Genomic DNA, 11,934 nt, shown 5'->3' with positions numbered 1-11,934 from the left:
TAATCTACTAGCACTTAATGCAGCCATAGAAGCAGCAAGAGCAGGAGAACATGGTAGAGGCTTTGCAGTAGTAGCAGATGAAGTAAGAAAGTTAGCTGAGAGAACACAAAAATCTCTAGGAGAAATAGAGGCTAATACTAATTTATTAGTGCAAAGCATAAATGATATGGGAGAATCTATAAGAGAGCAAACTACTGGAGTAACTCAAATCAATGAAGCTATCTCTCACTTAGAATCTGTAACACAAGAAAATGTAGAAATAGCTAACTCTAGTGCAGAGATTTCTAAAAGAGTAGATACTGTAGCTAAAGATATATTAGATGATGTGAATAAGAAGAGGTTTTAGATTCTGTGGGTTATAGAAATCTAGATTCTGTGTTTAGATTTTAAAAGCTGGATTCTGTAGTTTAGATTCTATAGGCTTGATATAGAATCTATAGGCTAGATACTATAGCTTAGATACTTTTTCTAAGGCTAAGTGCTGGGGGTTAGATTCTACAAAACCCCCTAGCGTTTTTGTTTAAAATGAATGCGTTGGTGGCACTCTTTGCAGTTAATGGGCTGTGAGGAGTTGCTCACAAAAATATGCATAGATTCTGTAAGTTTATGCTCTTTGTTTGGGCAAGCGCAAGTATAGTAGTAGTATTGCACTTCTTTGACTTCACAAGTAGCGCGGGTTTCAAGCTGCTCTCTGCGATATTTTTCAATCTGCATATCTTCTTGCAAAATATGTGTCAAAAGCCAATCTTTAGCAATAGTAGAAATCATCTCTTTTAGCACTTCAACTGAATGCACATTCTTCACCATTCCCGCCATTTCTGCTACTATGTCGCGGTGAATTTTCCTATGCTCCTCTAGGCGCGGATAGCCAATAGCCTGCATATACTGCTCTTCATCTTTAAAATGCGTTTTCATATAGTCAAAAAACTCCACAAGTATCATCTTTATTTCATTAGGAGAGCTTGGACTATTAGCGATACGATAGGCTTTATGCGCTAGATTAAAAAGTGTCTGGTGCTGCTGGTCGATTATCTCATGCCCCACGCTAAAATCCCCACTCCATTGTGGTAACATAACCCCTCCTTAACCAAGCACTTTTAGAAACTTAATACTCTGCTGGCATTCTTTGCAGCGAATATTTTGGGTGCTATTTTTCACAAAAATATGCATAGATTCTGTAAGTTTATGCTCTTTATTTGGGCAAGCGCAAGTGTATATATAAAATTTTTGCGCCGCTTTGGCTGGATTTTTGCTCTGCATTTCTTTGCGATATTTTTCAATCTGCATATCTTCTTGCAAAATATGTGTCAAAAGCCAATCTTTCGCCATAATAAGAATCTTATCCTTTAGCTCATTAGCAGAATGAATGCTTTTGACCATAGCTGCCATATCGCTCACAATTTGGCGATGGATTTTCTTATGCTCCTCTAGGCGCGGATAGCCAATAGCCTGCATATACTGCTCTTCATCTTTAAAATGCGTTTTCATATAGTCAAAAAATTGCGTAATCATATCTTTGACTTCATTGCGTGTGGTGTGGCTATTGGCAATTTTGTAGGCTCTATGGGCTAGCTCAAATAATACTTGATGCTGCTCGTCGATAATCTCATGATGAACGCTAAACTCATCGCTCCAACTTGGTAGCATCACAAACCCCCATTCCTTATTTTTACCTTATTTTTGGCTGAAAAGAGGTTAGATTCTATACCTTTTAAGTTTAATGCAAGTTAAAATAAACTCCCTTTAATCGTAATTTTAAAACTTTTGCGATGATGTGGGCAATATCCATACTGCGCGATAAGTTTTTTATGCTCTAAAGTTCCATAGCCCTTGTTTTGTGCAAGCTTGTAGTGTGGATAGAGAGTATCTAGGGTTCGCATTTGCTTATCTTTATGCACTTTTGCCACAATAGAAGCACACGACACAACAGGCATTAAGCTATCTGCTTTGATGAGCGGAGTGAGTTTAATGTCCATAGATTCTAAATGCGCGGGCAGAAGTGCATTAAAAGTAGTATTTCCATCAAGGATAATGCCCTGTGGGAGCTGCTCTAAAGAGAGATTAAGGCTTTGTATAACATCTCCCATTTGGCTTATAATATGCTCTATCCCATATCGCATAGCCCAGCTTAAGCCATTTTTATCAATCTCCCATGCGTCAATCTGTGCGCAAAAAAGCTTAATTTCATTATCTTTTTGCGCATTTACAAGCGCGTTGTAGATGTTTTCGCGCTTTTTGGGCGTGAGCTTTTTGCTATCCTTAGCCCCAAAGGTGGCAATAACTTCTGCCTTGCCAATCACTCCAGCGACAAATAATCCCCCACAAATACAACCTCTTCCAGCCTCATCAATGCCCGCTACCCACATATAATCCCCTTAAAATCCTAACCAGTTACGCCAGTCATTTGTGTTAGCCACTTTACAATTATTTCTAAAAATTTTCTTAAAAGCAAATTATAGAATCTTATAGCAACTTGAAAGTAATGCCAATATTTGCGCATAATGTTTAAGTATTTTTGGGATAGAATCTGCGCATTTTTAGGTCTTTTAAACTTCACAATAAGCCTTAACGCGCAAAAAGCCAACACTAATGGCAAAAGCTTAAGGAGAGAAGGAGTAAATATGAAAAAAAGTATGATTGCCCTATGTGTGATTTGCGCGTGTGGCTTTGCGCTAGATTATAGCTTTGGCGGGAGGGCAGAGGCATTTGGCAAATTTAGCTTTAATGATGGCAAGGCAAATGAGGCAGATTCTATAAATCCTAGCGATAGCTATGCTTCGATGTTTGGGGCGCTAGAATGGGCAGTGCGTGAGGGTGGATTAGAGCTTGCTCTAGGTGGTGCGCTTAATACGCTTGCCTATGATAGCACCACTGCGCAAGGTGGAACATCATTAGGTAATGGCTATGTGGGCGCTTGGTGGGGATATAGAGGGAATGAGGGCTTAGAAACACGCCGATATATTTTGCATAACGCCTCCATTGGCTTTGAAAATAGCCTTTTTTCTTTCAAAGCGGGACGATATGAGACGCAAGGGCTTGATTGGTTTAATGCATGGAATGAGGGCATACAAGTGAGGATAAATCCCATAAATGGCTCATCTTGGCATTTGGCGGCTTGGGGATTTTACTCTAATGCGCGTGCAATGGTGTATAATAATTGGTTTTGGGATTATACACGCTTTAGTCTTGCAGGAGAGGCTTTAGGCGCTGGCGGTGTGGATTTAACATTTAATACAGAATCTACACAGACGCAATTTTCAGCCTATGGATATTATGTGCCACACCGCTTTAGCGCGCCGGGCGTAAAGCTTTGGCTTAAAATCTTAACTCATCAGTTTGAAGCTATAGGGCTTTTTCCGCGTAATGCGCTTAATCCTACTTGGTATGATGGCACGCAAATTACGCAGGATACGATACTAGGCAATAAATTTGATAGAAGCACGCAAACGCTTTTCTTAAAATATCAATATGGCGATGATGAGCAAGATAATTTTTATGCGGGAGCTATGTTTTATAAAAACTGGGGGAATGCAAATGCGTGGATAGGCACTTATGGCGACCCATTTGGGGGGATTGTGGATATTTGGACGGGGAGTGCGTATGATAAGGGAGCATCGCTTAGCGATATAGTGGGGCGTAATGCGACAAGCGGTATGCTCTATGTGGGTGGGGTGAATTATGATATAAACTGGCAGTTGCTTGGGCGCTTGACTACAAGTCCGCGCAGTGATGAGCAGAGCATTGCCCTAACGCTCACAAAAGAAATTATAAAAGATTTACGCTTTCGCATAAAGATTGAGTATTTTAATGATACTACCAAAGCAGGCTATGCTGTGGGAAATTCGCCTGTTTTAAGCCAAAATCAAACCAATGATAGAAGTCACATAATGACTTGGCTTTTGCATACATTCTAGATTCTATAATTCCCACGCTATTGCTTTTTTATAAAAAGCCGCGCGTATCTTGTCGGAGGGCAAGTGAATTGCCCTGCAACGCCTAAAGTATAAAGTTATAGCTGCTTAAAAGCATCTATCAACTTGTTTTTTAAGGCTAGATTCTATAATTCCCACGCTGTCGCTTTGTCTCAAAGAAACTTCATATGTTACAAGGCTAGATTCTATAAAACACATATTTGCAAGATTAATAATCCTGCAAATAAAGTATTATCTATGACCAATAAAATATCATAGGCATCATTGCAGACATAGCAGACCAAACAAAAACTAACGGAGAGAACTTAAAATCTCTAGGAGAGCTAGGAGCTAAGACATACGCAAACAGGCTGCGTGCTTTAAGCTATAGATAAATATTTGCTTAATATTTATAAGCATATGGCATAAATTTTGATATAAATTTTATGATATTAATAGTAAAAATATAATAAATTATGCAAAAATATTAAGGAGTTGGTGTGAAGCGTATTATTATTTCTAAATTATTGTGGATAGTGCCTATTGTGCTGCTCTGCTCATTTGGAGCATTTTGCCTGCTGCGTCTTGGTGGGAGCGACCCTGTGATGTCATATATTATTCATTCTAATCTTATTGCCACGCCTGAACTTATTGCTGATATTACGCGAAGCTTTGGGCTTGATAAGCCACTTTTGACACAATATTTTTTATGGCTAAAAGATGCCATAACGCTTAACTTTGGTAATTCTTATATGACTGGGCGAAGCGTGAGCGCTGATTTTTTATACTTTTTGCCCAACACCCTTTTGCTCGTGCTATGTGGCTTTATCTTAACTTTTGTTTGCTCTCTTCCTTTAGGGATTATAAGCGCGCATTATCATAATAAAATGCCTGATGTGCTTATCCGCTTTTTTTGCTTTATAGGAGTGAGTATGCCAAATTTTTGGCTAGCATTTTTGCTTATGCTGCTTTTTAGCGTATATCTTGGCTGGCTGCCTGCTGTGGGGATAGAGGGGGCAAAAAGCTTTATTTTGCCAAGTATATGCATTGCGCTTATGTCAATATGTATTATCGCGCGGCTTATTCGTGCTAATATGCTAGAAGCGCAGAAAGAAAGATATGTGATTTATGCCAAAATGCGCGGTGTGCGCGGTATGAGGCTGCATATAAAACATATTTTTTATAACGCATTTTTGCCTATTTTAACGGCTATGGGTATGCACATAGGCGAGTTATTGGGGAGTGCGCTAGTGGTTGAGAGCGTGTTTGCGCTGCCGGGTATTGGACTTTATAGCATTCAAGGGATTGCAAATCATGATTATCCTGTGATTGAGTGCTTTATTGTTGTGCTTAGCGTGTGCTTTGTGCTGTGTAATGGCGTGGTGGATATTTTGTATGGTGTGCTTGATGTGCGCATACGCAAGCACATAGAGGAAACACAAAGGGAGGCACAATGAATCTAGCCTCTACAAATAAACAACCTTCTTTTGCGGACACAAGCCTATGGAGAGTGCTTAATATCTGGCAGAATCTTAGCTGGTGGGGAAAATGCGCATTCATAGGACTTAGCATAGTTTTGCTTATAGCCATTTTTGCACCCTTTATCACTCCATATAAGCCTGATGCGCAGGATTTAGAATCTATCCTTGCTCCTATGAGCGCGCAGCATTTTTTAGGCACAGATTATTTAGGGCGCGATGTTTATACGCGTCTTGTGTATGGAGCTAGGCTCTCGCTTTTTTGCACTTTTATTATTTTAGGCTGCATTGTGCTTTTAGGCGTGACTTTAGGTGGATTAAGCGGCTTTGTGGGTGGGCAGCTTGATAGAATCTGTATGCGAATATGCGATGTGTTTATTAGCGTGCCAACTGTGGCGCTTTCACTATTTCTAGTAGGCGTGCTTGGAGCGGGCTTAGAAAATGTGATGATTGCTATTATTTTAACGCATTGGGCGTGGTATGCGCGAATCGTGCGTAGCATTGTGTTTAATCTTAGACATAAGGAATATGTGCGATTAAGCTATACCTTTGGCGAAAGCGGGTGGCAAAGGTTTAAGCGGCACATTATGCTGCCTATACTCACGCAATGCATTGTCCTTACAAGTATGGATATAGGGCATATTATGCTGCATATTGCGGGATTATCCTTTCTAGGCTTAGGTGTGCAGCCCCCCACTGCGGAATGGGGCATAATGCTTAATGAAGCAAGGGAATATATGTGGGATTATCCTATGCTTATTGTGTATCCGGGTATGGCTTTGTTTGTGAGCGTGGCATTATGCAATCTGTTGGGGGAAGCGCTAAGAGATACGCTTGGCATGGCTTGTATGATGGGTAATGCGCCAGAGGATACACAACAAGGCAGCAAGGAAGTTAAGGCCACTACAAGCGCGCAAAGTTTGAGTATAGAGAATCTGCATATTAAAATCGGGGATAAAACGCTGCTTAACATAAAACATATTAGCGTGCGAAGGGGTGAATGCGTGGCATTGCTAGGCAAAAGTGGGAGCGGGAAATCTCTAAGCGCGCTTGCTTTGCAGGGATTTTTACCATCAAATTTAGTGCAGCCAAGCGGTGATGTGCGGCTTAATGGTGCGCTTATAAATCCTGTTGCTTACCGCGCACGCGCTTTTGCGTGCATTATGCAAAATCCTCTAAGCTGCTTTAATCCCCTTCTTAGCATTCATAATCACATTAAAGAAAGTTTGAAATCTATCCAAAAACCCTATGATAGGGATTTTATCCACAAATGCTTGCGAGATGCGGGTTTAAATGAATCTGTGCTAGAGGCTTATCCTTGCGAGCTAAGCGGTGGTATGCTCCAAAGGGTAAGCATAGCGCTAGCGCTGCTCACGGAAGCACCCTTTATCATAGCCGATGAGCCAACAAGCGATTTAGATAAATCTACAGAATCTGCTATCTTAGATATTTTGCGACAGCTTCAAAAGCAAAAGGGCATAGGTATTTTGCTCATCACGCATAATCTACAAATCATTGCGCATTACGCGCAGCGCGTGTATGTGATTGATGAGGGCGCTATTATAGAATCTATAAGCATTGCTCATAATAGGCTTTATGCCCATTCGCACGAGAAAGACTTACAGGAGAGAAATTCGCAAGATTTGCAAAATATAGAATCCACCTACACCCCGCGCACGCAAACCACGCGCTATTTGCAGCAGATTCTAAATAAGGAGCTTTCATGCTAGATTTTATCAATGTATCTTATGCTTATCGCTCCTATCGGCTTTTTAGAAGTCATAAAAAGGAGGTATTAAGGCATATAAATTTTACTTTAGAATCTGGCACAAATCTTGCCATTATGGGACCTAGCGGTAGCGGGAAAAGTACGCTTGCTCAAATTGCTTGCGGACTTTTGCGACCTAGTGTTGATGAGCATAGAGCTAAGGGCGAAGTGCGCTTTAATGGAAAAACGCTTAATCTCCGCTCTCTAAGCGCGCGGAGGGCATTTTACTCCCAAGTGCAGATTCTATTTCAAGATAGTTTGGGCAGCCTTAATCCTTACTTTAGCTGCTATGAAAATCTCATCGAGCCGCTTATATATTTGCAAAAATACCGCTCACAAAGCAAGGCGCACCTTTATGAATTGCTTGAAATTTTTGGACTTTCAAAAGATGTGCTGCATAAAAATGTGGCGATGATTTCAGGCGGGCAAGCACAGCGAATCTGCCTCATACGCGCCCTGCTTGTCAATCCGCAATTATTAATCCTTGATGAAAGCACCTCAGGGCTAGATTATGAGCTATGCCTTGAAGTGATAGATTTTTTAAAGCGCTGGAGCAAAGAGAGTAGTGCAGATTCTAAACGCAGCATTTTGCTTATCACCCACGATGCGTTTGTGGCACAAAGCCTGTGCGATGAGATAAAAACCATACACAATGGGCATTTGCAGGCATTGCAATAATTATAAGAGAGCTTTTGCCCACATTAGGCTATGCGCTTAAAATTATTGATGATAACCCTTTGTGAGCGCGGTATTTTGCAACTCAATGACTAACTCATCATATGAAGTATGCGCTTCTTGCAAAATATGTGTGAGTAGCTCCAAAGAAGCGTGCATACCCCCTTGTGCCTCTGCGGCTCTAAGTTTAGCGTATAAATCACTCATAAACGCCACTCCCTCCTTGCTAGGGCGGCGACGCACAGAATAATAGCCAATGATATGATTATGCTCATCAAAAGAGGGCGTGATATTAGCAAACACCCAATAAATATTTTTCTGCTTTGAGAGATTTTTCACAAAGCCAAAAAACTCCCTGCCATGCTGTATATTATCCCACAAGACTTTAAAAGCAATATGCGGCATATCAGGGTGGCGGATAAGATTATGCGGCTGCCCTAGAAACTCCTCTTCGCTAAAGCCGCTAAAGCAGGCAAAATCAGCATTACCATAAGTGATATGTCCTTTTAAATCTGTCTTAGAGGTGATTAGGGTATTATCCTTGAGATAGACTTCTTTAGGCATTTGTCCTCCTTGCAAAAGAGCCTTTGCTCTTAAATGTTATAATCATACAATGTAAGAATAATGTAATTTTTAGATTCTGTAATTTTTGGGGATAAATATGCGCAATGCGTTACTTGTGGCTACATATAAGCCACCTTTTATAAGCTCAAATGCTTATCTTTCATCATTAAAAAGGCAATTTAACATAAAAAAAGCAGGCTATCTTGGCACGCTTGACCCATTTGCTAGAGGCGTGCTTGTGGTGGGCTTTGGCAGCTATACGAGACTTTTTCCATATTTGCTAAAAACTCCCAAAACATACAGGGCTACGCTGTGGCTTGGCGCAAAATCTGCTAGCCTTGATATTGAGCGTATAGAATCTATAAGCCTCGTGCAGGAGCGTGATGTGCAGGAGATTAAAGATGTGCTAGATTCTATGTGCGGGCGTATTACTTACACGCCGCCTATTTTTAGTGCTAAACACATTGGCGGCAAGCGCGCCTATGAGCTTGCGCGTGAGGGGAGGGCAGTGCATTTAGCACAAGTGCAAATGGAGATTTTTGACATAGAACTTTTATCTTTCACTCACCCTTTTATCCATTTTGAAGTGAGCGTGAGTGAGGGCGCGTATGTGCGTAGCATTGGGGAGATGATAGCTCATAAGCTTCAAGTGCATGGCGCGCTTTCAAGTTTGGAACGTGTGAGTGAAGGGGAAATGAGTGTGAGCCAAAATGAGGGGATTAGAATCTTAAATCCGCTAGATTATTTGCCTTTTACAAAACTCACATTTGCGCAAATACAAGCTCTATCACCGCAAATTAGTGCGACATTAGCGAGCGATATATTTCAGGGCAAAAAAATTACGCTAAAAAACATACAAAAGGGCAAATATATAGTTTGTTTTGAGGATTTTTTCTCTATAATTGAGGTTTTTGCAGATGGCAGCATAGATTACATTCTTAACAGGATAGCATTATGTTAATACTTTCAAGAAAGCAAGATGATAGCGTGATAATAGGCGATGATATTGAGATACGCATTATCTCTATTGACAAAGGCAGCGTGCGGCTTGGATTTTCTGCGCCCGCATCTTGTGTGATTTTGCGCGGTGAGCTTAAAGAAGCCATTAGCTCGCAAAATAAACAAGCTTGCCAAAATGTGCCTTTGGATAATCTTAGCACGCTTAAATCCCTCTTAAAAGCCAAAAAAAGCTAGGCTTACTATGCACATACTCATTTATCCAAAACTTAATATTTTTTTAAAGATTATTGGTTTTCAGGCGGGCTTTCATCAACTGCAATCGCGCTTTGTTTTGGCGCAAGGTGGGCTATATGATGAGATGTATATTTCAACAAGTAATGCCTTTGCACTCAAAGGCGATTTTGGCTGCGCGCTAGAGGATAATCTCATTTATAAGGCTAAATGCGCGCTTGAACATTATCTGCACAAGCACAATAAGCCCACAAAGGCTTTAGATTCTATAAAAGTAGAGGTGTTAAAGCGTATTCCAAAAGGTGCTGGGCTAGGCGGTGGTAGCGGCAATGCAGGCGCGTTTTTAAAAGCTATAAATACATTTTTATCACTGGGTTTAACGCAAAATGCGCTTTTAGATATAGCCAAAGGCGTTGGCGCAGATGTGGCGTTTTTTGCAAGTGGCGTGCAGAGTGCGAATGTGCGTGGACGAGGGGAGATTATAGAATCTACAAATACAGAATCTGCAAATGAAACGAGCTTAGATTATGAGATTTACACACCTAGTGTATTTTGCGATACTAAAAAAGTCTATCAATATTATGCAGATTCTATAAAGGCTAACAAACGCGCATATAGCGAGCCTGTTAAAGATTGGTTTAAACTCTCAAGCAAGGCTTTATTAGAGCAGCACAAAGATAGAGCGGAGATGAATGATTTATTTTTAAGCGCGCTCAAGGCGTATCCTGCACTTTTAGATGTGGCGCGCAATTTAGGGCAGGAGTGGTATTTTAGTGGTAGCGGCAGCAGCTTTTTTAGGCTTAAAAAGGCATAAAGGAAGCGTATGCAAAGTAGGATAATTGCCAAAAATAAAAAGGCATATTTTGATTATGAGATTTTAGAGAGCTTAGAGGCAGGCATTGTGCTGCTAGGCAGTGAGGTAAAAAGTATCCGCGCTGGGCGAGTAAATCTCAAAGATAGCTTTGTGAAAATTATGCGCGGGGAGGCGTTTTTATTTAATGCGCATATTTCATTTTTAGAGACTACTTTTGCGCATTTTAAGCCCAATGAGCGGCGAGAGAGGAAGCTATTATTGCACAGAAAGCAGCTTGATAGGCTTTTTGGGAGTGTGAGTAAAGAATCATTAAGCATTGTGCCATTAAACATTTATTTTAATCAAAAAAATAAAATCAAACTTTGCATTGCGCTTGCGCGTGGGAAAAAGCTGCATGATAAGCGAGAGAGTATAAAGAAAAAAATGCTTGAGCGTGAGGCTAGGGCGAATATGAAAGATTATGGCAAAAAGTTATGATTATAGAATCTAGCCCTTAACTCGCGCTTATACTACGCAATCAACAGCGTAGTATGATAGAATCTAAACCTTAAAAAACAAGTTGATAAGCTGCGTAGGCAGATTATAGCTTTATACTTTAGGCGCAAATGTGCGGATTTGCCGCCATTTGTAAGACCACGCGGAGCTTTAGCTCAACAGCGCGGACATGATAGAATCTGCACAAGGAGTAATGATGAGAGAAATGGTAGATTATGGGGTGCTTGGGTTTTTATTATTTTTAAGCATCGTAGTGCTTGGTGTAGCACTTGAGCGATGGTGGGTGTATAGGCATATTAATCTTAAAGATTTTAATGATAAGCGCATTTTAGAGCTTGTGCTGCATAAGCGCTTAACGCTCATTGCTACTATTGGTTCAAATGCTCCTTATATTGGGCTTTTAGGCACGGTGTTTGGGATTATGGTAACTTTTGTGGAGATTGGCTCAAACTCGCTTGTAGATACTCAAAGTATTATGGCAGGATTAGCTCTAGCGCTTAAGGCTACTGCTGCAGGGCTTGTTGTGGCTATACCCTCTATTATTTTTTATAATTTTTTGTTGCGGCGTGCAGAGGAGCTACTCTCTTTATGGGATATTGCGCATAATCCCCTGCCAAAGTCGCCCACAAGGTATGATGTATGAAAAAAATAGATTCTTTAAATCTTATTCCATTTATTGATATTATGCTCGTGCTATTAGTTATTGTGCTAACTAGCGCGTCATTTGTAGTGCAAAGCAGAATCCAAGTAGATGTGCCGCGCCTTGAAGAATCACAAGGGCAAAATGCCGATAAAAAGGACACGCATAGCATTACAATTGATAAGCAAGGGCAGCTTTTCCTTGATGATAAATCTTTGAGTTTAGAGGAGTTAAGGGAGCAGGTGAGTGGGTTTGATAAAAATATGCAAGTGATTATCCGTGGCGATAGGGAGAGTGATTTGGAATATTTCCTTGAAATCACTACTATGCTACGCGATAAGGGTGTAAGTGATGTGTATGTTATCACAGAGCAGAAGTAGATTCTATAAACTTAAGGA

The 11,934-nt window shown here is 40.6% G+C and carries 16 protein-coding genes; 11 read left to right on the top strand and 5 right to left on the bottom strand.

Annotated features, from left to right (window positions below):
- Positions 1–346, top strand: a 346-nt coding sequence (locus tag LS71_RS06045; RefSeq protein ID WP_138109849.1) for a methyl-accepting chemotaxis protein, incomplete at its 5' end; no start/stop codon positions are given.
- Between the two features lie 161 nt (positions 347–507).
- Here the strand turns inward: LS71_RS06045 and LS71_RS06040 are convergent.
- The 4 genes from LS71_RS06040 to LS71_RS09445 form a co-directional block, all read right to left on the bottom strand.
- Positions 508–1,074 (bottom strand): bacteriohemerythrin, encoded by a 567-nt coding sequence (locus LS71_RS06040; RefSeq protein WP_138109848.1) that lies wholly within the window; start codon positions 1,072–1,074, stop codon positions 508–510.
- A 9-nt stretch (positions 1,075–1,083) separates the two neighbouring features.
- Positions 1,084–1,647 (bottom strand): bacteriohemerythrin, encoded by a 564-nt coding sequence (locus LS71_RS06035; protein ID WP_138109856.1) that lies wholly within the window; start codon positions 1,645–1,647, stop codon positions 1,084–1,086.
- An 80-nt stretch (positions 1,648–1,727) separates the two neighbouring features.
- Positions 1,728–2,366, bottom strand: a complete 639-nt coding sequence (locus tag LS71_RS06030) for a ribonuclease HII (protein WP_034355558.1) — start codon at positions 2,364–2,366, stop codon at positions 1,728–1,730.
- 17 nt (positions 2,367–2,383) lie between these two features.
- Complete coding sequence (locus LS71_RS09445) at positions 2,384–2,557, bottom strand: hypothetical protein (protein ID WP_194145669.1); 174 nt, start codon at positions 2,555–2,557, stop codon at positions 2,384–2,386.
- A gap of 64 nt (positions 2,558–2,621) precedes the next feature.
- Here LS71_RS09445 and LS71_RS06025 point away from each other — a divergent pair, with 64 nt between their 5' ends.
- From LS71_RS06025 to LS71_RS06010, 4 genes are all read left to right on the top strand, one after another.
- Positions 2,622–3,914, top strand: coding sequence for an outer membrane family protein (locus LS71_RS06025; protein WP_034355561.1), 1,293 nt, complete (start codon positions 2,622–2,624; stop codon positions 3,912–3,914).
- A 497-nt stretch (positions 3,915–4,411) separates the two neighbouring features.
- A complete protein-coding gene (locus LS71_RS06020; protein ID WP_034355564.1) occupies positions 4,412–5,368 on the top strand; it encodes an ABC transporter permease subunit in 957 nt (318 codons plus the stop codon).
- Entirely contained in the window at positions 5,365–7,119 is a 1,755-nt protein-coding gene (gene nikC, locus LS71_RS06015; RefSeq protein WP_069723512.1) for a nickel ABC transporter permease subunit NikC, read from the top strand. The genes LS71_RS06020 and nikC overlap by 4 nt, the downstream gene beginning before the upstream one ends.
- Positions 7,113–7,835 carry an ATP-binding cassette domain-containing protein gene (locus tag LS71_RS06010; protein WP_034355567.1) on the top strand — a complete coding sequence of 241 codons (723 nt, stop codon included), beginning with the start codon at positions 7,113–7,115 and terminating at the stop codon, positions 7,833–7,835. Before nikC ends, LS71_RS06010 begins: the two co-directional genes overlap by 7 nt.
- 42 nt (positions 7,836–7,877) lie before the next feature.
- Here LS71_RS06010 and LS71_RS06005 read toward each other — a convergent pair whose 3' ends face one another.
- Positions 7,878–8,396 carry a PAS domain-containing protein gene (locus LS71_RS06005; RefSeq protein ID WP_034355570.1) on the bottom strand — a complete coding sequence of 173 codons (519 nt, stop codon included), beginning with the start codon at positions 8,394–8,396 and terminating at the stop codon, positions 7,878–7,880.
- 97 nt (positions 8,397–8,493) lie between these two features.
- Here LS71_RS06005 and truB point away from each other — a divergent pair, with 97 nt between their 5' ends.
- The 6 genes from truB (at position 8,494) to LS71_RS05975 (ending at position 11,916) form a co-directional block, all read left to right on the top strand.
- Positions 8,494–9,357 (top strand): tRNA pseudouridine(55) synthase TruB, encoded by an 864-nt coding sequence (gene truB / locus LS71_RS06000; RefSeq protein WP_034355573.1) that lies wholly within the window; start codon positions 8,494–8,496, stop codon positions 9,355–9,357.
- On the top strand, positions 9,351–9,590 hold the full coding sequence (locus LS71_RS05995; RefSeq protein ID WP_034355576.1) for a carbon storage regulator: 240 nt from the start codon (positions 9,351–9,353) through the stop codon (positions 9,588–9,590). The genes truB and LS71_RS05995 overlap by 7 nt, the downstream gene beginning before the upstream one ends.
- A 7-nt stretch (positions 9,591–9,597) precedes the next feature.
- The gene (locus LS71_RS05990) at positions 9,598–10,401 is read left to right on the top strand and encodes a 4-(cytidine 5'-diphospho)-2-C-methyl-D-erythritol kinase (protein WP_034355579.1); all 804 of its coding nucleotides are present in this window, start codon (positions 9,598–9,600) and stop codon (positions 10,399–10,401) included.
- Between the two features lie 9 nt (positions 10,402–10,410).
- Complete coding sequence (gene smpB, locus LS71_RS05985) at positions 10,411–10,878, top strand: SsrA-binding protein SmpB (RefSeq protein ID WP_034355582.1); 468 nt, start codon at positions 10,411–10,413, stop codon at positions 10,876–10,878.
- A gap of 214 nt (positions 10,879–11,092) precedes the next feature.
- Positions 11,093–11,539, top strand: coding sequence for a TonB-system energizer ExbB (gene exbB / locus LS71_RS05980; protein WP_034355585.1), 447 nt, complete (start codon positions 11,093–11,095; stop codon positions 11,537–11,539).
- Positions 11,536–11,916, top strand: a complete 381-nt coding sequence (locus LS71_RS05975) for a biopolymer transporter ExbD (protein WP_034355588.1) — start codon at positions 11,536–11,538, stop codon at positions 11,914–11,916. The genes exbB and LS71_RS05975 overlap by 4 nt, the downstream gene beginning before the upstream one ends.
- Positions 11,917–11,934: the final 18 nt, after the last annotated feature.

It is taken from the genome of Helicobacter jaachi (assembly GCF_000763135.2).
In the GTDB taxonomy this organism is placed as follows: Bacteria; Campylobacterota; Campylobacteria; order Campylobacterales; family Helicobacteraceae; genus Helicobacter_C; species Helicobacter_C jaachi.
This window is presented reverse-complemented; position numbering and strand designations above follow the sequence as displayed.

Coding starts and splice junctions, on each gene's coding strand:
- LS71_RS06035 (WP_138109856.1), bottom strand. CDS start 1,647: ATGCTACCAAGTTGGAGCGATGAGTTTAGCGTTCATCATGAGATTATC.
- LS71_RS06025 (WP_034355561.1), top strand. CDS start 2,622: ATGAAAAAAAGTATGATTGCCCTATGTGTGATTTGCGCGTGTGGCTTT.
- LS71_RS05975 (WP_034355588.1), top strand. CDS start 11,536: ATGAAAAAAATAGATTCTTTAAATCTTATTCCATTTATTGATATTATG.
- smpB (WP_034355582.1), top strand. CDS start 10,411: ATGCAAAGTAGGATAATTGCCAAAAATAAAAAGGCATATTTTGATTAT.
- LS71_RS06030 (WP_034355558.1), bottom strand. CDS start 2,366: ATGTGGGTAGCGGGCATTGATGAGGCTGGAAGAGGTTGTATTTGTGGG.
- LS71_RS06040 (WP_138109848.1), bottom strand. CDS start 1,074: ATGTTACCACAATGGAGTGGGGATTTTAGCGTGGGGCATGAGATAATC.
- nikC (WP_069723512.1), top strand. CDS start 5,365: ATGAATCTAGCCTCTACAAATAAACAACCTTCTTTTGCGGACACAAGC.
- exbB (WP_034355585.1), top strand. CDS start 11,093: ATGAGAGAAATGGTAGATTATGGGGTGCTTGGGTTTTTATTATTTTTA.
- LS71_RS06005 (WP_034355570.1), bottom strand. CDS start 8,396: ATGCCTAAAGAAGTCTATCTCAAGGATAATACCCTAATCACCTCTAAG.
- LS71_RS05990 (WP_034355579.1), top strand. CDS start 9,598: ATGCACATACTCATTTATCCAAAACTTAATATTTTTTTAAAGATTATT.
- LS71_RS05995 (WP_034355576.1), top strand. CDS start 9,351: ATGTTAATACTTTCAAGAAAGCAAGATGATAGCGTGATAATAGGCGAT.
- truB (WP_034355573.1), top strand. CDS start 8,494: ATGCGCAATGCGTTACTTGTGGCTACATATAAGCCACCTTTTATAAGC.
- LS71_RS06010 (WP_034355567.1), top strand. CDS start 7,113: ATGCTAGATTTTATCAATGTATCTTATGCTTATCGCTCCTATCGGCTT.